The sequence below is a fragment of the Paenibacillus alvei DSM 29 genome, from assembly GCF_000293805.1.
GTDB lineage: Bacteria > Bacillota > Bacilli > Paenibacillales > Paenibacillaceae > Paenibacillus_B > Paenibacillus_B alvei.
In genome coordinates this window covers 215,864-236,807 of sequence record NZ_AMBZ01000009.1, presented here as the reverse complement: position 1 = coordinate 236,807, position 20,944 = coordinate 215,864, and the positions used below count along the sequence as shown (strand labels likewise).

Sequence of the window (20,944 nt, the reverse complement as noted above, 5' to 3'; positions counted from 1 at the left end):
AGACTAGTAGGGGGAATATCAATGATATATATTGAAGCTGCCGGGGTCGAGGAAGACGATCGGTACTATTTTGAGATAGACGAGAACGGAACGGCATATCGACAAATAAGCAAATATGGCGATTCACATTGTGAGGTTTCCACTTCGCCCGATTTTGTACTGTGCGATCAAGAAGTAATTGTTGAGGCGTACGATCGTATCCTTACGAAGGAACAATTTGAAATAGAATGGCAGCAAGCGATTGAGCCTAATCTAGCGGCATGGAAGCGAACGAAGAAGCAGTATCCACCGGGTAAACCAGTTAGCGGGGAAATTGCAATGTTTTATCCGCAAGGAGCGATCATCCGATTAAGCGATAATGCTTATGCTGTAACAGATTACAATAAATTGAGAGAACGAACGCCGGCACAATATTTATATCCAGGCTACTGGATAGAAGGGATTGTCTCACAATACGATGAGATCAATTTATGGCTGGTTATCGAGAACTGTAAGATAACGGGAGAAAACTCTTTGTAGGTAGTAGCAGCGCTATTGATACTAACTTTTGCAGAAGGGAAGAGGCAAGATGACGAAAGACGAGGCGCTATTTCTTCTCAAATGCCATGCCTTCCATCATGATGATATCGAGCACGAAAAAATGACGAATGGATTTTTAGGCATGCTGAGACCTTTTCGCGGTGAATTGATTGAAGATAATTTCCACGAGCTGATGAAGATCATTGAAGTTCTGGCTGATGAGTTCGCGAAGCCGCAAGTAAACAGAATCTTGATATCGTGCTTCTGGAGCATCTGCCAGCTATCCCGCGCATGGGCTTTATATCCTGACGGCATGCTGCAGAGCAATGGCCTGCTTTCCCAAGAACAGGTTCGAAAAATCGACGAATGGATAGACATGATCTCGTATGCTGTGATGGTTTTATTGGAAGGCGAAGATCAATTGGATGAAGCGTTATGGGGATATCGAGAATACTTGCGTCACCTAGAGAAATGAAAACCGTCGTGAAGGCGAATCAATGGTTTATCGAGGAAAATATAATGCACTTAGGAGAGTTATGGAAGCTGCAAGATGACCTTTTGTTCGATTACGTAAAAAAGTAGATGCAAGCGTTTTTTCTGAAGCAGTTAATGTTATGAAAGCAGTTATCGAGATAACCATTTTTCGATATTGCTTCGTATGAACGATGAAATGGAAGAGGTGACGTGCTTAAATAAATCAACAGCGAGTATAGCATGTACTACTCTTTTTGTTCATTGTCATGGATCCGTGCAGACAATCTACATTTTGGTATAATTTCATTTTTTCAGGAAATGTTACATCTGTAAATGATTTTATACAACGGAGGATGTACGATGATTGAACGAAACGAGTTGCTCACGAACGGAGAAGTCACGATCGAACCCGATATAAGCAACCTTCCGCAATGTGTTGAAGATGTCAGAAAGGCCGTTGTTTCCAATATTCCCGGTCCGCCCGATCCGACGGATTACCACCAACTGCGCGGCAGATTGGAAGCAGTACGCAGAAAGCTGCCTGTTCTGTACCGGGACGCAGTCGTCGAACCATTCCTTAGAGCGCTGGATCAACTGGGTCCAGAAGGATTCACCGACATTTTAATTCACGATCCCCTGCGCAAAGGACCGGCCTTTCTGCTGTTCGATATCGCACAAACCATACTGCAGAACGGCGAAGGCTATAATGCGGATGCCACTGACGCTTTTCAGGAGATGGTAAGCGATCTGTACGACGGTTTCTTAAGCGCTGAGGACAGAGCGAGAGTGAAACGTCCAGACTTGAGCATGATACCGCCGCTCGTCAAGTGGGGGATGCCTGAATTCGGTCCGTATACCCTGCCTATTGACATAACAGACCAGATAGGCTTAAAAACGGGTATCGTAAGTCTTCCTCCCGCTCATGCCCGGCGGGGCCTCCTGGCCTGGTCCAGCTTGGGTCATGAAACGGGCGGGCATGATATTTTGCATGCTGATACGGGACTGCTTGAAGAATTGGCGGATACGGTACGAGCGGCTCTTCTCGCGAACAATCTCGGAAATGATTTAGCTGAGTATTGGGCTAAACGCATAGACGAGACGGCATCAGACGTCCTAGGGATACTCAATCTGGGGCCTGCGGCCGGGATCGGTTTAATCGGTTATTTCCGTGGAATCCGGGCGGCCTATTCGGGTATTCCCGCGCTCAAAAATATCGGTTCTGAGAGTGACGTCCATCCTGCTGACATTTTGAGAGGATATTTAGCCGCCTATGCCGTAGGTACCCTGCAGTTCGACCAGGCTAATATATGGGAGCGGCTCATCGAGACAGAAACGGACAAAGATCTGACCCACATCCGTCTGGAAGGAAAAGTTGTTGGCGCCGAGGAAGCCAAGCTGTCTGCAAAGATCGTGGCTGCCGCCATCATGACGACGAAGCTGCATACGCTGGAAAATCATAGCTTGGATCAAATTCAAAATTGGAGAAACCTGGACGAATCCTTCACTGCGCAATTACGGGCTTTGTTGAGCACCGCGGGTCCGCTGCCTGAACATTTGCAATCTGGATTCTACGCAGCTCACGTGGTCGCGGCCGCCGTGACGGGCGCCTTGGTGCAGCATGCGGATATCGACATGATTTTTCAGCGGATGATACTGCTGTTAAAATCGATGCATGATCATAATCCATCGTGGGGACCTTTGCTTGTTTTGCATCCCGGAGATATCGTGCGCCATCGCGTATACCAGGAAGACTGATTCTAGGAACGCTAGGAAGCTCCTCACCCGAGTTGGACTCGGTGGAGGAGCTTTCTGCCAGATGGGGGTTCTGCCCTATGCACCTGAATATGATCCACTATCGTTCTTCATCTATTATTACTAAAGTTTTGACTTATTGAAGCAAGCGATGTCTACTTTTACTGCAATCAAGAATGGCAATCACCAGCTTGCTCCTACTATTGATGAACTGCTTCAGTTATTCACCAGCTAACTCATATAGAACCTTTCGTCGTCATTAGAACAATAGAGAAGGTGATGCGTAATTTCGATAATTTATCTACCTTTAGCTTAGCCGTATGCTTACCTGAATAGGTATAATAAATATACGTTAGCAAACCCTAACAGCACGATACATACGAAATAGCAGGAATGAAAAGGAGATACAATGAACGAGAGACCTTCTAATTTAGACGCAGGATGGAACTTCGACAACAGTTTCACCCGTCTTCCACATTCATTTTATTCCAAACTGAATCCAACTCCTGTACGAGCGCCGGGACTTAGTGTTCTGAATGAATCGCTCGCTGTCTCCCTAGGATTAAGTGCAGAAGCATTAAGAAGCGAGTATGGCGTAGCTACGCTTGCCGGCAATACGATTCCTGAAGGGGCAATGCCTCTCGCCCAAGCTTATGCTGGACATCAATTCGGTTACTTTAATATGCTGGGGGACGGAAGAGCGATTCTGATTGGCGAACAGATTACCCCATCAGGAGAGAGATTCGACATTCAATTGAAAGGCCCGGGGAGAACTCCCTATTCGAGAGGCGGAGATGGGCGAGCTGCGCTCGGGCCGATGCTGCGTGAATACATCATTAGCGAAGCGATGTACGGTCTAGGTATTCCAACGACTCGCAGCTTAGCTGTGGTGTCCACTGGTCAACCGGTAATACGCGAATCTGAACTTCCAGGTGCAATTCTCACTCGTGTTGCAGCAAGTCATCTGCGCGTAGGAACGTTCCAATATGCATCCAATTGGTGCGGCATCGAAGATCTTCGCGCACTGGCTGATTATACACTGCAGAGACATTATCCGGAGGCAGACGGCAGCGAGAACCGTTATTTGGCGCTGCTTCAGGCAGTGATAAAACGCCAAGCATCGCTCATTGCGAAGTGGCAGCTTGTCGGGTTTATTCATGGAGTCATGAATACAGATAATATGGCGATTAGCGGTGAAACGATTGATTATGGCCCTTGCGCCTTTATGGATGTGTATCATCCAGATACCGTATTTAGCTCAATCGACAGGGAAGGCCGCTACGCCTACGGGAATCAGCCGAATATTGGGGGGTGGAACCTTGCCCGATTTGCAGAAACAATCCTGCCTCTGCTTAGTGACAACGAACTAAAGGCTGTGGAGATAGCGGAAGATACATTAGGTGAATATTTTGATCTATACCAACGCAATTGGCTTGATGGCATGAGAGCCAAGTTAGGTATATTCCATGAAGAAGAACAAGATGAGACACTGATCCAGAACCTGCTCAATCTGATGCAGAAGCATCGTGCGGATTATACGAATACGTTCCGCGCACTTACACTCGGCATATGCGAAGAACATTCTTCCTTATTTGGCAGCACCGAATATGCACACTGGTATGAGCAGTGGCAAGCAAGACTTGAACGACAACAGCATTCCAAGGATGATGTACGTCAGCTTATGCGCAGAAGCAATCCTGCCGTCATACCGCGCAACCATCGAGTTGAAGAGGCATTGGATGCTGCTTCTCAAGAAGGAGACTATAGTGTGATGCAGCGCCTGCTGAATGTTCTCTCAGAGCCATTTGCGTACTCGACTGAGCAGGAAGAATACACTTCACTGCCAGCTGCATCAACGCGCCCTTACCGAACTTATTGCGGCACATGAATCGGAAACATTGCATTGACTTGACATGAACTTTCCCAGGATGATACGATGATTGCATAATTTTCTAGGGAGAGATGTTGATGTTGGCGGTCGTTCTTAACTAATCGAATTCCATATATGAGGAATATGTAATACCAGTGAGAAGTGTTGCTGCTTAGCAATGTTTATTTGCTGTGGATGTGCGTATCCTCGGAATTAGTTAAGAACAACGGATATCATACATGCCTTAGATGATAGGTATGCCTATTTTTTGAACCCGCATCCGTGCTTCTTCAAGCACGGATTTTTGCTTTATTGTGGGGCTTATTTAGGCATCAATCAAGAAGGGCGTAGAATGACGTTTGTTCATTCTGCGCCCTTTTTCTGCGCCATGAATGAACGTCATTCCGCCATTGAGGAGGGATTTACGAATGCGTAACTTTATCGAAATCGCAAACGAAAGCGTACGCCTGGAAGAAGGCATTTCCATCATCGAACAACTATTGTTGGAGTGTTACATGAACCCTGGTATATCCACCAAAGAACTGGCCCGTGCAGCACTTATTCCCATCCCGGTTGCGGCTGCCGTCAAACGGGAGCTTATCAAGGCTGGAGCAATCGAGCAGGATAAGGGAGCACGCTGCTCGATGAGAGGCAGAGTATGGGTTGAAGAGCAATGGGGCTATCGGGGAATCAACAAAAAACTGTATCAGGAGCTGATGGCTTGCGAAGACTTGTCTCATCCCGAGCTCCACAATCTGTTGGTCGTTCTGAAGGAAATTATGATTCATCGTCCGATGGTCGATGTGCGGATCGATCAATCCAAATGTACGCCGGAGACAAGCCTGAGAAGAGCACTTCTATGTCTCCGGCAGCAGACCTTAGTAGGCAAGCAGATATTATGCGTTGGAGATGATGATTTGGTCAGTATCTCCATCGGCTTGCTGCTTCAAGTACTTTTCCCTAATGGAGGGCATTCCAAAACAATCGTACAAGTAATTGATGTGGATGAACGATTTCTACAATACATTCATGATATAGCGCAGCTAAGGCAATTGCCCATTCAATACGTCCATCACGACTTAAGGGAACAACTGCCTGCACGCTTGCACGGTCAATTCGATTGTTTCTTTACCGATCCGCCTTATACACTGCAGGGCATGAGCCTCTTTGTATCTCGAGGAATTAGTGCACTCCGGAAGAGAAAAGGATTGCCGATATTCTTATCCTTCGCCCACAAGTCACCTGACTTCATGTTCGCGATGCAGCGTGAATTTATAAGAATGGGAATAACAACAAGTGCAACATTGCCCCGATTCAACGAATACGAAGGGGCGGAGATTATAGCCAATCGAAGTCAGATGATTATTCTCAAGACGACCGAGCGTACTATGCCAGAATGTAAAGGGCGGTTCATGGATGCACTATACACTGGCGAAGTGAGACAAACGATACGCAAGTACCAATGTAAACGGTGCGGGAACAAGATCACGGTTGGCATCCAAGGGAAGATGGCTACAATAGAGCAGCTTAAGCAGCGAGGCTGCTTGTCATGCGGCAACGATTCGTTTCATTTGATTAGTAAGAAAAAGTAAAATAAAGTAACGGAGGATGAATATGAACATTATGATCCGAAAAGAAACAGAGGAAGACTATCAAGCTACAGAATTAGTTGTGGAGCGCTCATTTGCAGCGATGGAGCACAGCGATGGGAAGGAACATGAGTTAGTATCCCGTATTCGACAATCAGATGGTTTCATCCCAGCGTTATCACTGGTTGCTGCCCACAATCATGGTCAACTTATTGGACATATCCTGTTGTCCCGCATTACCATTCAGGGAGATAAGCACAGCGTGCAATCACTCGCATTGGCTCCGGTAGCAGTCTTGCCGGAATACCAATCCCAAGGGATTGGGAAGCAGCTTATATGCGAAGCTCTGCGACAGGCTGCACAACTTGGATACGAGTCTGTAATCGTACTCGGTCATCCTCAATATTATCCGAAGTTCGGTTTCAAGCAAGCCACTACATGGGGAATAAAGGCACCCTTTGAAGTGCCGGATGAAGCATTTATGGCATTAGAGCTGCGAGAACATGCTCTGGAACATGTAGCAGGGGTTGTAGAATACCCAAGTGTATTTTTTGAATAAAAAGCAAACCAATTCCAAAATTTTCTTCCTTGGAGGGGTGGAACGGGAATTAGATCATGGGAGATTCTATTTTGGGAGACAGAATCGTTGCATATGGTAAAAAGTATCATGATAATTGAGTAGATATTTGGCATCGCTCTATTCGCATGACACACGTACATTTTTGACAGAAGAAGATATTCAAATCATTTGTAATGACGTTAAGCGGCTGAGGTGTGGATCCAGTTGAATGAAAGCAGCGAAGCTAATGGCTTTATCGGACTTGATGGAACGAAGATAGAGATGTTGTTCGTAGATCCAGACAACCATGGATAGGGAATATGATGTTCAAGTCAGTCTCCTCAAAGGAGTGGCTTGAACTCTTTTTGTCTTGAGATTAATTTCACAATAATTCAAGATAATGGACGTCATATTTGGATTGTTCCATCATATGATCGATACTGACCGAAAGGTTAGTAAAAAGTGAAGGAGGCGAAGCTTTGCCTGTAAGGCTCTACGAAAGAGAAAAAGTGTTGAGGGCCTGCATATCCGTATTCGCGAGCAATGGTTATAAAAACACTTCGACCGGGATGCTGGCTGAAGCAGCCGGCACATCGAAGGCTTTAATATTTCATCATTTCACCAGCAAGAAGAAGCTGTATTTCAGCTTATTGGATCATTGCATTGAAAAGTTATCAAGCGAAATTCGAGCGGACTACATACTCGATAACGAGGATTTTTTGAGGCTATAGATTCGATCAGCCGCTTAAAACTCAATTACTTTCGTAAACACGCGAATGAATACAAATTGGTGTACGAGGCTTTCTATTTGACGCCTGATGAACTGAAAGAAGACATTGAGCTGAAGTATGGGCACGCAATTGCCCTCAGGTATCAAGAGTGGGAACGATTATTTGAAAAAGTTCAGCTGCGAGAAGGCGTTCAGCGCAAGCAAGCTTTTGAGCTGATCAAGATTACGCTAGAGCATTTCCAAAGGAAGTTTATTGAGGAGCTCAAGGATATAGATAACATTGAGGAAGAATGCCTTGATGTCTTGCTTGATGAGATGAAAAGCTTCTGCTGCATGATCCGTCATGGAATTGCATCGGACACGACTGACACGAATGCATGACCCAATGATTATGGAAACGGCGAATGTGAAAAGGAGCGAAAATATGAAGAGATTAACGAGTGACGACTTTATCACTACGGAACCAATGCACGATGTCGTCTCATTTTATTCGAAATTTTATGAGCAACATGAACCGCTGTACCGCCTTGATAATTTTTTTGGCATGGGGGAAGCATGGCTCGCATTTCGCCACGATGATGTTGTTGCAATATTGAAAGACCCGCGCTTCATCAAAGACATCCGCAAGCTGACACCAAGGGAACAACCCATAGAGGAGAACGCATCCGTGAATGCCTTGATGGAATGGGTGATCAACATGCCGAATATGCTCACTGTTGATCCGCCCGATCATACCAGGCTGCGCAGGCTGGTATCCAAAGCCTTCACCCCCAACATGATTGAGGAGCTGCAGCCCCGTATTCAACAGATTGCCGATGAATTGCTGGATGCTGTGCAGGAGCAGGGAAAGATGGATCTCGTATCGGATTTTGCCTATCCGCTTCCTATCACCGTCATTTCGGAAATGCTCGGCATTCCCGTTGCTAAGCGAAGCCAATTCCGAGAATGGACGCGTACACTTGGGCAAGCCTCACTGGATCCGAAGGAAAGTGAGGCGGTTGTTGCCACACTGAATGAATTTATTCAATATATTCAATTACTTCTAACCGAGAAACGCAAAAATCCTGGAAACGATGTAATCAGCAGTCTCGTTCAGACCTATGACGAAGGTGATCAATTAAGCGAGAATGAGCTCCTATCGACCATATGGCTGCTTATCTCCGCCGGACATGAAACGACATTCAATCTGATCGCGAACGGCACGCTGGCTCTGCTTCAGCACCCAGATCAGATGCGTCTGCTCCAGAACGATTCCTCTTTGGTGCCTTCCGCAGTGGAGGAATTATTGCGTTTCGCTGGTCCAGTCTTGCTTGGCAGCCGCATTGCGGGCGAAGATATAGTGCTTCACGGTCAGACGATCCGCAAAGGCGAAATGATTGTGATCACGCTGAATGGAGCCAACTTTGATCCGCATAAGTTTGCGAATCCCGGTACTTTGAACATTACGCGTGAAGAGAATGAGCACTTAACCTTTGGCAAGGGAATTCATCACTGCTTAGGCGCCCCATTGGCCCGATTGGAAGGTCAGGTTGCTTTCCGCACACTGCTGCGACGACTGCCTAATCTGCGCCTCGCAATTGATCCCGAGCATCTGACCTATAACAAGGACTCAATGCGTTCACTTGCGAGCTTGCCTGTATTGTTTTAGGCTCTTCATCACAGTTCGCTGACTGTAATTCGACGTTCACATGTCTTCAGGTTTTGTCGTATCAATGATACGCAAGCTTGAGGACATTTCTTTTTTATAAACATAAAAGCCTTTAGCAAGATTGGAACAGCATCTATCCCACAGAACAGATACAATAAAGGGAACAACGAACGACTGCTAGAAGAAAGGACAGATCTCGCATTGGATTACAATGACGATATTCAGCGCAGTATCGAGTATATCGAAACAAACCTCACCAGAGAGCTTACCGCCATTGAGATCGCAGAGCATATCGGATACTCGGTATTTCATTTTTGTAGAGTGTTCAGTGTTCACCAAGGCGTGCCTCTGATGGATTTTGTGCGCAAGAAAAGACTGATTCAGGCAAGGAGAGCGCTGCTCACGAACCGCAAAATTATCGATATTGCCCTAGATTACGGGTTCGAAACAGCAAGCGGTTTTTCCAAAGCCTTCCGCAAAGAATTTGGCTACAGTCCGACCGTTTATCTTACTAAGTTCGAAGCATGGCATTCAAGCCATCTATACATTCATTTGGAGGGAGACAGGATGAATCCTATTTTTGTAACGAAATCCGAATTCAAAGTAGCTGGCTATGGTATTCACACGAATCTGGCGAACGGGTATACGAAAGACATCGCAGCCTATTGGGATACGTATATCGGTGACAATTTAGAAAGTAAAATGTATGCGCAATTAACTCCGCCGCAGCACGGTGAGGTGGGAATCTGTATCCCCTCATCCGATGAAGGGAATATTGTCTATTTATTTGGCGTCATCGTTGATGATTATAGCAAGGTTACACCCGACATGATCACTGTCGAAGTTCCTGAGGCGCAGTATGCCGTATTCACAACACCGTCAGTCGATTACTTCGGAAGCGAAGCAGCCTATAATGCAGATCCGCTGGCTGCTGCCGTTCAAGCAACCTGGACATATATTTTCGAAGAATGGTTCCCGAACAGTGAATTTGTATACGATGAATCCAAGCTCGATTTTGAATTTTATGATGAACGCTGCCACGGCCAGTGCAATGTCGTCATGGATATTTATGTCCCAGTTAAAAAACTGCTCAGGGGGAATAGAGTATGGAGAAGCAATATTATGGAGAATTATGTTCCTTATTTTATGATTTGGATAAGCCGGAAGCGCCGAAGGAGCAAATGGACTTCTGGATGTCTTATGCTGATAAGACAATGAGAATATTAGAGCCTATGTGCGGGTCAGGCCGTTTTCTAGTCCCATTTCTTGAACAAGGCTATCAGATCGATGGATTCGATTTGTCTGCAGATATGATACATAGATGTATAGAGAAACTCACATCATTAGGCTTCAGTACACGTATTGATATATGTGATTTTAACAACTTTGATACGACTGCTGAAAAATATGATCTTATTTTTATTGCGGCTGGATCATTATCCTTGTTAACAAAGCGTGAAGAGGTGATCAAGGCACTGAAGGTCATGAAGAATTGCTTAACCTCAACCGGACGAATTGTGTTAAGCGTTGCAACTGATCTGTCTTATCGGGGAAGCGATCCATCAAGCGTAAACCAGGAACAATTGGAATTGGCAGCGTTCGAGGAAGGCAGGAGGGTAGGGAAGGACTCCGTAGAAGTTGCACTGCGAAGCAAGCATGCTTACGATACGGACAAACAAATTTTGTACTCGATGATTTCCTACGAGTTGTACATCGATAATAGGCATGTACGTACCGAATACGAGGATTTTCATTTGAGACTGTATCAGCCAAAAGAATTTGATCGCATCGCAGAAAAATGCGGGTTAGTGGTAGGACATAAATATGCCGACTTGGATAAATCAAATGTTGATTTTCAGAATGCAGAAGAAATTTATTACGTGCTTCATCAATAGTAAGGGAGGGCGGTTGTTAATCTACAACACGAAGCCGCCCTCTTGAATTCGTTATTTAGCAGATACCGGAATATGTGTAAAGCTGGAGAAATCAAACAGCCCCATATCCGTCAGCTTCAATTCAGGTATTACAGGCAAACATAAGAATGATAATGTGACAAAAGGATTGAATTCCTGAGAAGCTCCAATACGCGCTAAAGCCTCATTAAGCTGTTCCATGTCCTCGAGTACCTTTGTATAACCATTTATCGCCATCAGTCCGGCCAGTGGAAGCTCAATCGCGGCAAGCACCTTGCCACCACTCGTCACAACCAACCCGCCCTCCATCTGACGAAGCGCCTGAATGGCAGTTAGCATATCCCGATCATTGCTGCCGGCCACAACTAAGTTGTGGGAATCATGTGCCACGGTGGAGGCGATCGCACCAGATTGGATGCCGAACCCCTTCACAATGCCAAGTCCGACGCAGCCAGTATGATGGTGCCGTTCAAATACAGCGATTTTCAACTGATCCTTCTCTACGGAAGAACGGAAATATCCGTTCTCAATGTCAACTGCCTCTACAAGATGAGTCGTAATCAGACTATTTGGATTAATGCCGATAATATGACAGTGGCGCTCCTGATTGCCAAGTTCGATTTGCAAATCCCGCTCTGTAATATCCGGCAAATGTACCGTCTTCATTAGTTGAGATGGGATAACAGCAGAATGAAGCTGCGGTCCTGTATATTGTCCGTTATCGCCAACCCTATTGCCGGCTTTATATACCTGAGCAATCGTAAGATCATGCAGATTATCAAGCAGCAGGAAATCCGCCTCGTATCCAGGGGCAATCGCGCCCTTCGTATGCAATCCGAAGCACTCAGCTGCATTCAAGGAAGCCATCTGTATCGCCTGAAGCGGATCAAGACCGCAGCGGATTGCAAGACGGGCGTTATGGTCAACGCTGCCTTCATGGAGCAGCTCATCCAAGTGCTTGTCATCCGTGCAGAACACACAGCGGCGTGCATTGCTTGCCGTTACAGCAGGGATGAGCGCTTCAACATCCTTGGCAACCGATCCCTCGCGAAGCATCACATACATGCCTCTGCGCAGCCGCACTCTAGCTTCCTCGGCTGTCACGCATTCATGATCGTTGCGGATGCCGACTGCCCGGTACACATTGATAGCCTCCTCATCTAAACCTGCGCCATGACCGTCAATCATCCGACCATTCCGATGCGAAGACAGCAGCTTGTCCACCATATCGTCATCACCGCGTCTTACAGAGGGATAATCCATTACTTCCGCCAGTCCCAATACGCGAGGATGAGCGTAGAAAGGTTCCAAACTGCCAGCATCCAACTTAGCTCCTGCATGTTCGAACGGCGTACATGGAACGCAGGAAGGCAGCATGATATATACGTCAAGCGGTAAATTCTCAGAAGCATCAAGCATATATTGAATCCCGGCTGTCCCAACGACATTCGCGATTTCATGCGGATCAGTTATGACTGTTGTAACCCCGTGCGGAAGCACGACACGTGCAAATTCAGCAGGCGTGACCATAGCCGATTCAATATGAACATGAGTATCGATAAAAGAAGGAGCAATATAGCGGCCCTCCGCATCAATGACGCGTTCTCCTTCATAGCTGCCGCCAATACCTACAATCATGCCATCTACAATCGCGATGTCGCCTTCCATGATTTCCAGATTGAAGACATCGACGATTTTTCCGTTCGTGATGACAAGATCGGCAGGCTTCCTTCTGCCTGCTGCGGCAATTCGATTAATCCAATGCTGCTTGCTCCAATTCATTCGAAATCACATTCCTTTTCTCGTTGTATAAATAGTGTGGGAAAGTATTGCCCATATAAATACAAAAGCTTTAGTTTTTGACAACTAAAGCTTGACGGTAAGGAACAAGAAAAGCTTGTCCGTATCAGAAAGTCGATTAAAAAGGCTCAAAACGACTCCTTGAGACAAGCGCTCTTATCCTCGTAGTCAAGCTGTTTACGGCAGCTCGGTAGAGACGATTGGACCCTATTTCCAAAGTTATACGAAGAAGTATGCGGTTGTAATTCTCTACATTGTATAGGGCGTCCTAATTCTCGTCAACCCTCGCGAAAAAAGTCAGGTTCTAATAGGATTTTCCTAATAGCAGGAAATGCTGTGGGGGAGGACTTCGTGAGGACTTCGTGAGACGGATTGGGCAGTAGAACAGAGGGAGCGAGGTTCCCTCTGTATTTTTTTGTGATTGATTGTAGAGCATGGATCATTAAGACATATCGGATTCCTTGCTCGGGACATTTAGCTGCTGCTGGTTGACTGGGAGTGTCATGACTGCTCCAGCGTGCAGGTTTAACAATGCGATCGTTTCTTTCGTATTCATACTGAATCCGCTTTGTGGGGAATGCAGGTAGTTGATAGCGACGGGCAGTTGATCGATTTTCGCTGCTTGAAAGCTGTCATTTTGCTGTGTTTCGCTCAATAACACCTTGCTGCCGTCAGGCCTAACGAGATACTGCCTGATGTAACCGTCTTCGCGAGCCGTGACGAGACGTCCTTTTTTGTCCCCTTCTTTTTCTTCTTCCTTGCTCGCGGTTTCTTTCATCGTATCTGCAAATAATACCTCTTGGCCTCGATTGGTTCGGTTAGCAGCAGGCGAGAATCGGTAAATTGGCGATTCAATGCGCATTTTCTTTATTCACTCCTTCATTTATTAAAAAAGTATCGTCATTTTATGTATCGGAAAAGCAAGTCCGTTTCTTTAATCTTTGTATGGGCTTAATATTTGCACCAATTCATTCGATGAAATAAAAATCCGGCAGGTTGCGCAGCAACTTTCCTGTATATAAGGCTCAACACGAATTTAATAGATTAGTTGATTCACCAGCTTTAATCGGGAGTTTGTAGGGGGACAAACATTTTACTGAACGAGTGGCCTTTTCCTATATTGGAAATGTATTTTATTGGTTAATAGACAGTCCTGTGTTGAAATATGATTTTTTTTGATTGAAACTACTAATAAATGGTTGTATCATATAACTCAAGTATGCTTATGGTATAAAATAGAAATTCAGCTATTTTATGCAGTCCTTCGTTCTTACAATTTATGATCCAGGTGGGTGATAAGGTGGAAATAGGACATGAGACGAAAAATCTGACTGGGCGCATTAGGGAATCGCCCTCCGCGCTAGTGAATGAACTTGTGTTGCGACCGCAATTCGAATACGAGCTTCAATACCTATTGCCTTATTACATCCGCATTGAACAAGTAATGGCAAGAGAATATGCGCGCTTAGGAGTGCTCTCCGAGAAAGACATGCTTGCTATCGTCAAACTATTGGAAGAGATTGAGCAGAAGCGTTCTATCGGGGCAGACCCTGAAAGCAATATGTCCGATATCCTGTTTGCACTGGAACAATGCGTGCAGAGCCGCATGAGCCGCATGCATCAGTCATCCTCGGAACTTTGGCATATGGATCGCAGCCGAAATGACGTACAGGCCACAGCGCAGTTGATGTTCGCGAGAGATGCACTAATTCGAGTGACAGAGCATTTGCTGGATTTCACTGAGGCTCTTCACTTTCTCGCTAGGAATACCGCAGATCTTCCCATGCCGGGTTACACTCACTATCAGCCAGCTCAGATTATAACGGCCGGCTTCTACATATCCGCTATGAGCGAACAACTGGGCAGAACAATTCGCCGGCTGCTGGCTGTATTCGACGACATCGACGAATGTCCGCTCGGGTCAGGTGCGATGGCTGGGTTGGAACTGGCATGGGACAGAACATGCTTGGCTCAGCAGCTTGGCTTCTCCCGTCCGGGACGACATGCGTTGTCCGGCGTCGCGTCCAAGGAATGGATGCTGCACATTGCCGCAGAATTATCGACCTTGGGCGTCGCATTGAGTCGATTCGCCACCGATTTTATCAGTTGGGGAAGCAGCGGATATCACTTCATTGATTTACCCGATTCCTTATCGGGTGTCTCCTCAGCAATGCCTCAGAAAAAGAATTTTCCCATCTTGGAACGCATTAGAGGCAAGACAGCTCACATCTCTGCCTACTATACGGATTTTGTCATGATTCAGCGTAATACGCCATATACAAACCTGGTTGAAACCGCAAAGGAAGGAGGCCGTCATTTTCAGGATCTCATCGACGCGACCTGCCATACAGCGGCGTTATTCACAACGGTCATTCGCCAATTGAATTTTAAAGATGAACGTCTGCTCGGCATCTGTACGCAAGAGTTTTTCGGAGGGTTCAGCCTAGCCAACCTATTGGCTCTTAGAGCCAATATTCCTTATCGGACGGCGCAGGTTCTGGCGGGCAGGTATATTGTCGCCATGCTTAACGATAAGAAGCTTCCTCAAGAGGCGCCGGCTCCGCTGCTGCAGGAAATTTGCTCCGAAGCCGGATACAGCATAGACATTGGGGAAAGTGAACTTCGCATCGCTTTTTCGATTGATCACAGTCTGTGGGGCAAATGCACCTCAGGCTCAGTTCGCCCTTCCGAGGTTTTGTCGCTGCTGGACGAGCAAGTCAAGGAATGTTTTAGCCACAAAGAGCGATTGCAAGCAAACAAGCGGCGGATCGGCCGCAAATCGGGACTATACGAATGAGTACTTAGCGATATCAAAGATACAGGAGAGAGAGGAAACATGATGCAGCATCAAATGTCCATCATCTGCACGGGTTCGGGTAAGGCTTGCGGCACGTTCGGGGAACTGCTTCAGGGTGTCAGTGTGGACGGCAATGATTTTCTGGTTACCATGCCGATCAATCGTTTTTCAACTGCCACGTTTACCTCTTACGACCAGTGTTCGGATATTATGGTGTATCCGAGCTCCAAGCATAAATCGAAACAGTTGGCTGATTTAATCTTATCTCATTACAGACTTCCGCCAGGTGGAATGCTGGAGATCGAAAGCAATATTCCTGTAGGAAAAGGTTTGGCGAGTTCATCTGCTGATCTTGTAGCTACGATACGGGCGGTCAGCGATTGTTTCCAATTGAGGCTTGATGAACGGCAAACGGAATATTTTTAAGGAAAATCGAGCCGACCGACGGCGTGATGTACAGTGGAATCGTATCCTTTTTCCATAGGCATGTCCAGCTTCACCGGTTCCTTGGCGAATCTCCTCTCTTGACTGTGCTGGGAATCGATGAAGGCGGCGAGCTTGACACCGTCGAGTTCAACAACAAGCCCAAGCCCTTTTCGAATATGGAGTGTCGGGAGTATGACGATATGCTGTGCCGAATGACAGAAGCGATTCGCGCCAAAGACGTCCGAACGATCGGCGAAATTTCGACGCGCAGTGCGATCATGAACCAGAAACTATGTGAAAAAAAAGGCTGGACGATGTCCTTGCCATCTGTCGACAGGTGGACGCACTCGGGGTTATAGTGGCGCACAGCGGGACTTTTATTGGCATTTTATTTACGGAATCCGATAAAAGACATTTTCAACAGCTTCATGCTGCGCGCCTCTCGTTGCTTCGCCTAGCGGATGAGGTGCACCTGTTCCATGCTTGGAATGAGGATAAAAAGAAAGGAACGGCTGGACGACAGTGCCAGAATGACGAATTTCCTGGCCGGAACGGGAACGGTGCAGTCCAGACAGTAGGTGCGGCGACGCTGCTATACGGCAATGATCAGTAAAGGAGGGACGCGAGATGCTGCATGAAAGCATGGTAGACGCGGTGGGACGCGTACCGCTCGTCAAGCTTAGGCTCGATGAGCAGTGCAGAGGTAATGTGTACGCGAAATTGGAGCTTATGAATCCCTTCGGCATGAAAGATCGCGTAGCCAAACAAATTATCCTAGAAGCAAAAAAAGCGGGGCAGCTCAAAGACGGCGCTCCGATCGTGGAGAGTTCCTCCGGCACTATGGCTTGCGGCATTGCGCTTGTAGGTACGCATTTGGGCCATCCCGTACATATCGTAACCGACCCAAGAATCGACCCGATTACGATGGCCAAGCTTACATCATTAGGATGCCGCGTATACATCGTAGATAAGATGAACGAAAACGGATGGCAGGGGGCACGTCTGGAGAAGCTGCAAGAACTGCTAAACCAATACCCTGACGCATATTGGCCGCGTCAATACGATAATCCCGACAACCCTCGCGCCTATAAGGAGCTTGCCGAAGAGTTGGTGGCAGATCTTGGTCATGTGGATATTCTGGTTGCTTCCGTCGGCAGTGGCGGCTCCATGTCGGGTACGGCTGCGGAATTGCGCAGACATAATCCCAACATGCGCGTCGTTGCAGTTGACGCGACCGGCAGCGTTATTTTCGGTCAACCGGATCGCAAAGACCGATTGCAAAGCGGATTAGGCAACAGTCTTGTAGCGGCAAATGTGAACCATAGCATTGTCGACGAGGTTCATTGGTTAAATGACGAAGAATCGTTTGCGGCCACATTGCAACTGGCGGAACGCGAGAAAATATTTGCCGGCAACAGCTCCGGTTCAGTATATGCCGTTGCGCGGTGGATCAGTACTCGAGTCAATCCGGAGACGAAAATCGTCGCTCTATTTCCGGATCGAGGCGATCGTTACGTCGATACCATTTATAGCGAACGGTATCGGCTTGAGAAGGGAATTCACCAACTAAGGCTTCCCGATGAGCCTTTACAGGTTTCGGAGCAGTGCGTGGTTCATTCCTGGTCTTATACCCAGTCGAAAGGAGCATATGCAGGTGTGCGATAAACTGGTGTTCATAGAAGCCAATACGACCGGTACGGGCATGCTGGCACTGCGCAAAGCTGCCGAAATGGGATGGGAGCCACTTTTTTTGACCAATTGCCCCGATCGATATGACGGACTTATGGAAACGGGCTGTTCCGTACTTGTATGCAACACTAATTCCATTCCTGACATCGAACAAATGCTGGGCTCGGAAATAGACCGCGGTGCAATTTGCGGCTTTGCAACTACAAGCGAGTTTTATATTGAAACAATCGCCACCCTGAGCCAGCGCTGCCAGCTTCCGGGCAACTCACCCCAAGCGATCAAGACCTGCCGCAATAAACATATGACGCGCTTGCGGCTGGAGGAGGCAGGAATAAGGCAGCCCGAATTCGCCGTCGTTCGTTCGGTTCATGAACTCGGCCAAGCTATCGGTCGCATAGGATTCCCTTGCGTAATCAAGCCTGCAGACGATAGCGGATCGAACCACGTGAAGCTGTGTAGGAGCCGAGAGGAAGCAGAACAACAAATTCGATTGATTCTGGACGTACAGGTAAATATGCGCGGACAATCCACGTCAATGACAGCACTAGTAGAGCAGTATATTGACGCGCCTGAATACAGCGTGGAAATGCTTTGCTGGCAGGAAACCATGCGCTGTATCGGCATTACGGAAAAACAAGTGGGCGGCGCTCCATTTTTTGTAGAGAAGAGACACATTTTCCCCGCCCCATTGTGCAAGAAAAGCGAAATGGAGATACGATCCGCCGTGGAGTCAGCTCTGCAAGCTGTAGGCTTTCGAAACGGCGCCGCCCACGTTGAAGTCAAATTGACGGAACAAGGCTGCTCTATTATCGAAATTAATGCTCGCCTAGCCGGCGGCATGATTCCAGAATTGATTCGCTACACAACGGGAATTGACGTTCTAGAGCAGCATATTCGCTGCTCAGTAATGAAGCCGGAACCATGGAACGGAGAGATGGTTGGATTTTCCGGCATTCAATTTTTGACAGCGAAAGAAGCCGGGGTGTTGCGCGAAGTGCTTGGCAGAGAGCGAATCGAGCAGTTGCCGGGTATGCGGCAATTGACAATTACGGCCAAGTCCGGTTCCCGCGTAAGGCTGCCCCATAACGCTTATGATCGGTTAGGTTATGTAATCGTTACGGGACGGACATACGAGGAAGTCCGGGATACGCTGGATCGGGCATCCGAGATACTGGAAGTACGGCTGGAGGATGAGGCAGCCGCAGCAAGCATCAATCCTTAAGAGGAGGGTGTATTCGGAATGGAGCGAAAGGAAAAAGAATTCAAATGCGTCATCTGGGATCTGGATCATACAATTTGGGACGGCGTTCTCCTTGAATCTTCGAATGATGTGCGACTGCGCCCAGGAATAGCCGAGGTTATCAAGGAGTTGGATGCACGAGGGATTCTCCACTCGATTGCAAGCAAAAACGATCATGCACATGCATATGCGAAGCTGGAGGAATTCGGAATTGCCGATTATTTTCTGTACCCGGCAATCAATTGGAACGCCAAGTCGTCCAATATCGCCTGGATTCAATCTAAACTAAATATCGGCATGGATTCGATGCTGTTTTTGGACGATCAGCCTTTCGAGCGGGATGAAGTTCAAAGCTTTCATCAAGAAATTGCTTGCTGGGCTCCCGACGATATACAGGGGCTGCTGGTTCATCCAAGGCTGAACCCGGCTTTCATTACGGTCGATTCGGCTCGACGCCGGCACATGTACATGCAGGATCAGAAACGTAACGAGGAAGAACTTCAATTTGAAGGGCCCAAAGAAGAATTTCTCGCCTCGCTTCGCATGGAATTCATTATTTCGGAAGCCCAGCATGAGGATTTAAAGCGAGCCGAGGAATTGACGGTAAGAACCAATCAATTGAATTCTACGGGAATCACTTATGATTTCGAGGAACTGAACTATTATTGCACATCGGAGCAACATAAGCTGCTCGTATGCGAATTAACAGATAAATACGGCTCGTACGGCAAAATTGGAATGGCGCTGATCGAGATGGGGGATACAGCCTGGCATATGAAATTATTGCTTATGTCCTGCCGCGTCATGTCACGCGGGGTCGGAAGCGTGCTTCTCAGTCATATCATGCAAGAATGCAAAGCGTCCAATAAAGTGCTGCGAGGAGATTTTCGCAAGACGGGACGCAACCGGATGATGGAGATGACCTACCGTTTTTCCAACTTCAAGGAAATTTACAATCAAGCTGATCTCATTGTATTCGAAAACGACTTGTCGATCATACAGCCGCTTCCTTCCTATATTCGAGTTCGAATTGGAAATCATGCGGGGATTTAAATGAAATAGAGCAGGGAGATGATGTTGCCATGCATAAGGCTGGCATTATTGGCGCAGGTACCATGGGCATCGGCATGACGGTAGATCTCATTTGGCACGGTATCCCGTCTGTGCTGATCGACGTGAGCGAGAATGCGCTTGCCGCAGCGAAATCTGAAATTTTGAAAACCGTGCGGCTTGCTCCGCTCATCAACCGATCAGCCCCCCGGTTAACGGCTGACCAGGCACTTGAACTGGTTACGTTCGACACGGAGATTTCGGCTGTTGCAAACTGTAATTTTATTGTCGAAAACGCAACGGAGAACGAATGCGTAAAAAAGGAGATTTACGGAACACTCGATCAAATATGTCCGACAGAAGTCTGCTTCGCCGCCAACACATCGTGCATCTCCATTACCCGCATCGGCAGCTTTACCGGACGGCCGAGCAAAGTAATCGGGATGCATTTCATGAATCCTGTCTATATGAAATCCTCCGTTGAGGTCATTCGGGGTTATCACACCTCTGCAGATACGATTGATCAGGCTCATCGATTTCTGGACAGCTTGGACAAAGAAGCCATTCTAGTCAACGATATGCCGGGCTTTGTATCGAATCGGATATCTCATTTGTTTATGAACGAAGCGGTTTATGTCGTTCAAGATCAGGTCGCTTCGCCCCAGGAAGTGGACGACATCTTTAAAAAGTGTTACGGACACAAAATGGGACCGTTGGAAACCGCGGATTTGATTGGGCTGGACACCGTATTGGATTCCCTGAATATCCTTTATGAAAGCTATCAGGATACCAAATTCAGGGCGGCCCCCTTGCTGCAGAAGATGGTGGATGCCGGTTTGTACGGCAAAAAAGCGGGCAAGGGCTTTTACAACTATAGTTAGCAAGGAG

General features: G+C 47.1%; 21 protein-coding genes and 1 riboswitch. Of the genes, 19 read left to right on the top strand and 2 right to left on the bottom strand.

The annotated features are described in order from the left end of the window. Positions 1-21: 21 nt before the first annotated feature. From PAV_RS25445 to PAV_RS25395, 11 genes are all read left to right on the top strand, one after another. The gene (locus tag PAV_RS25445; RefSeq protein WP_005550914.1) at positions 22-519 is read left to right on the top strand and encodes a hypothetical protein; all 498 of its coding nucleotides are present in this window, start codon (positions 22-24) and stop codon (positions 517-519) included. 49 nt (positions 520-568) lie between these two features. After that, on the top strand, positions 569-994 hold the full coding sequence (locus tag PAV_RS25440) for a hypothetical protein (RefSeq protein WP_005550913.1): 426 nt from the start codon (positions 569-571) through the stop codon (positions 992-994). 359 nt (positions 995-1,353) lie between these two features. Beyond that, positions 1,354-2,748: a hypothetical protein gene (locus tag PAV_RS25435; RefSeq protein WP_005550911.1), complete on the top strand. Its 1,395-nt coding sequence runs from the start codon at positions 1,354-1,356 to the stop codon at positions 2,746-2,748. Between the two features lie 406 nt (positions 2,749-3,154). Continuing rightward, a complete protein-coding gene (locus PAV_RS25430; RefSeq protein WP_005550910.1) occupies positions 3,155-4,633 on the top strand; it encodes a protein adenylyltransferase SelO in 1,479 nt (492 codons plus the stop codon). A 410-nt stretch (positions 4,634-5,043) separates the two neighbouring features. Next, positions 5,044-6,207 carry a bis-aminopropyl spermidine synthase family protein gene (locus PAV_RS25425; protein ID WP_005550909.1) on the top strand — a complete coding sequence of 388 codons (1,164 nt, stop codon included), beginning with the start codon at positions 5,044-5,046 and terminating at the stop codon, positions 6,205-6,207. Between the two features lie 22 nt (positions 6,208-6,229). Continuing rightward, the gene (locus tag PAV_RS25420; protein WP_005550908.1) at positions 6,230-6,763 is read left to right on the top strand and encodes a GNAT family N-acetyltransferase; all 534 of its coding nucleotides are present in this window, start codon (positions 6,230-6,232) and stop codon (positions 6,761-6,763) included. A gap of 479 nt (positions 6,764-7,242) precedes the next feature. After that, positions 7,243-7,494 carry a TetR/AcrR family transcriptional regulator gene (locus PAV_RS36570; RefSeq protein WP_238555918.1) on the top strand — a complete coding sequence of 84 codons (252 nt, stop codon included), beginning with the start codon at positions 7,243-7,245 and terminating at the stop codon, positions 7,492-7,494. A 77-nt stretch (positions 7,495-7,571) separates the two neighbouring features. Then, positions 7,572-7,874 (top strand): hypothetical protein, encoded by a 303-nt coding sequence (locus tag PAV_RS36565; RefSeq protein ID WP_238555917.1) that lies wholly within the window; start codon positions 7,572-7,574, stop codon positions 7,872-7,874. A gap of 43 nt (positions 7,875-7,917) precedes the next feature. Further along, on the top strand, positions 7,918-9,141 hold the full coding sequence (locus PAV_RS25405; RefSeq protein ID WP_005550907.1) for a cytochrome P450 family protein: 1,224 nt from the start codon (positions 7,918-7,920) through the stop codon (positions 9,139-9,141). A 201-nt stretch (positions 9,142-9,342) separates the two neighbouring features. Continuing rightward, positions 9,343-10,359 (top strand): AraC family transcriptional regulator, encoded by a 1,017-nt coding sequence (locus PAV_RS25400; RefSeq protein ID WP_005550906.1) that lies wholly within the window; start codon positions 9,343-9,345, stop codon positions 10,357-10,359. Continuing rightward, positions 10,248-11,036 carry a class I SAM-dependent methyltransferase gene (locus tag PAV_RS25395; protein WP_040736841.1) on the top strand — a complete coding sequence of 263 codons (789 nt, stop codon included), beginning with the start codon at positions 10,248-10,250 and terminating at the stop codon, positions 11,034-11,036. Before PAV_RS25400 ends, PAV_RS25395 begins: the two co-directional genes overlap by 112 nt. A gap of 51 nt (positions 11,037-11,087) precedes the next feature. Here PAV_RS25395 and ade read toward each other — a convergent pair whose 3' ends face one another. Further along, positions 11,088-12,836, bottom strand: a complete 1,749-nt coding sequence (gene ade, locus PAV_RS25390; RefSeq protein WP_005550904.1) for an adenine deaminase — start codon at positions 12,834-12,836, stop codon at positions 11,088-11,090. Positions 12,837-12,999: 163 nt separating this feature from the next. Next, positions 13,000-13,101: riboswitch (purine riboswitch) on the bottom strand. A 195-nt stretch (positions 13,102-13,296) separates the two neighbouring features. Continuing rightward, a complete protein-coding gene (locus tag PAV_RS25385; RefSeq protein WP_005550903.1) occupies positions 13,297-13,716 on the bottom strand; it encodes a hypothetical protein in 420 nt (139 codons plus the stop codon). A 438-nt stretch (positions 13,717-14,154) separates the two neighbouring features. Between PAV_RS25385 and PAV_RS25380 the strand changes: the two genes are divergently transcribed. Genes PAV_RS25380 through PAV_RS25355 form a run of 8 tightly spaced genes read left to right on the top strand, consistent with a single transcriptional unit; the run spans position 14,155 to position 20,937 of the window. Beyond that, positions 14,155-15,651 carry an argininosuccinate lyase gene (locus PAV_RS25380; RefSeq protein ID WP_005550902.1) on the top strand — a complete coding sequence of 499 codons (1,497 nt, stop codon included), beginning with the start codon at positions 14,155-14,157 and terminating at the stop codon, positions 15,649-15,651. Positions 15,652-15,690: 39 nt separating this feature from the next. Further along, complete coding sequence (locus PAV_RS36560; protein WP_005550901.1) at positions 15,691-16,077, top strand: GHMP family kinase ATP-binding protein; 387 nt, start codon at positions 15,691-15,693, stop codon at positions 16,075-16,077. A gap of 23 nt (positions 16,078-16,100) precedes the next feature. Continuing rightward, the gene (locus PAV_RS36555) at positions 16,101-16,436 is read left to right on the top strand and encodes a hypothetical protein (protein WP_005550900.1); all 336 of its coding nucleotides are present in this window, start codon (positions 16,101-16,103) and stop codon (positions 16,434-16,436) included. Continuing rightward, the gene (locus tag PAV_RS36550; protein WP_005550899.1) at positions 16,436-16,690 is read left to right on the top strand and encodes a hypothetical protein; all 255 of its coding nucleotides are present in this window, start codon (positions 16,436-16,438) and stop codon (positions 16,688-16,690) included. Before PAV_RS36555 ends, PAV_RS36550 begins: the two co-directional genes overlap by 1 nt. A 14-nt stretch (positions 16,691-16,704) precedes the next feature. Next, on the top strand, positions 16,705-17,742 hold the full coding sequence (locus tag PAV_RS25370; RefSeq protein ID WP_005550898.1) for a cysteine synthase family protein: 1,038 nt from the start codon (positions 16,705-16,707) through the stop codon (positions 17,740-17,742). Continuing rightward, positions 17,732-18,988 (top strand): ATP-grasp domain-containing protein, encoded by a 1,257-nt coding sequence (locus tag PAV_RS25365; protein WP_005550897.1) that lies wholly within the window; start codon positions 17,732-17,734, stop codon positions 18,986-18,988. The genes PAV_RS25370 and PAV_RS25365 overlap by 11 nt, the downstream gene beginning before the upstream one ends. Positions 18,989-19,006: 18 nt before the next feature. After that, positions 19,007-20,059: an HAD-IIIC family phosphatase gene (locus PAV_RS25360; protein WP_005550896.1), complete on the top strand. Its 1,053-nt coding sequence runs from the start codon at positions 19,007-19,009 to the stop codon at positions 20,057-20,059. Between the two features lie 29 nt (positions 20,060-20,088). Beyond that, the gene (locus PAV_RS25355; RefSeq protein WP_005550895.1) at positions 20,089-20,937 is read left to right on the top strand and encodes a 3-hydroxyacyl-CoA dehydrogenase family protein; all 849 of its coding nucleotides are present in this window, start codon (positions 20,089-20,091) and stop codon (positions 20,935-20,937) included. Positions 20,938-20,944 lie beyond the last annotated feature (7 nt).

Coding starts and splice junctions, on each gene's coding strand:
- PAV_RS25445 (WP_005550914.1), top strand. CDS start 22: ATGATATATATTGAAGCTGCCGGGGTCGAGGAAGACGATCGGTACTAT.
- PAV_RS25440 (WP_005550913.1), top strand. CDS start 569: ATGACGAAAGACGAGGCGCTATTTCTTCTCAAATGCCATGCCTTCCAT.
- PAV_RS25435 (WP_005550911.1), top strand. CDS start 1,354: ATGATTGAACGAAACGAGTTGCTCACGAACGGAGAAGTCACGATCGAA.
- PAV_RS25430 (WP_005550910.1), top strand. CDS start 3,155: ATGAACGAGAGACCTTCTAATTTAGACGCAGGATGGAACTTCGACAAC.
- PAV_RS25425 (WP_005550909.1), top strand. CDS start 5,044: ATGCGTAACTTTATCGAAATCGCAAACGAAAGCGTACGCCTGGAAGAA.
- PAV_RS25420 (WP_005550908.1), top strand. CDS start 6,230: ATGAACATTATGATCCGAAAAGAAACAGAGGAAGACTATCAAGCTACA.
- PAV_RS25405 (WP_005550907.1), top strand. CDS start 7,918: ATGAAGAGATTAACGAGTGACGACTTTATCACTACGGAACCAATGCAC.
- PAV_RS25395 (WP_040736841.1), top strand. CDS start 10,248: ATGGAGAAGCAATATTATGGAGAATTATGTTCCTTATTTTATGATTTG.
- ade (WP_005550904.1), bottom strand. CDS start 12,836: ATGAATTGGAGCAAGCAGCATTGGATTAATCGAATTGCCGCAGCAGGC.
- PAV_RS25385 (WP_005550903.1), bottom strand. CDS start 13,716: ATGCGCATTGAATCGCCAATTTACCGATTCTCGCCTGCTGCTAACCGA.
- PAV_RS36560 (WP_005550901.1), top strand. CDS start 15,691: ATGATGCAGCATCAAATGTCCATCATCTGCACGGGTTCGGGTAAGGCT.
- PAV_RS25370 (WP_005550898.1), top strand. CDS start 16,705: ATGCTGCATGAAAGCATGGTAGACGCGGTGGGACGCGTACCGCTCGTC.
- PAV_RS25360 (WP_005550896.1), top strand. CDS start 19,007: ATGGAGCGAAAGGAAAAAGAATTCAAATGCGTCATCTGGGATCTGGAT.
- PAV_RS25355 (WP_005550895.1), top strand. CDS start 20,089: ATGCATAAGGCTGGCATTATTGGCGCAGGTACCATGGGCATCGGCATG.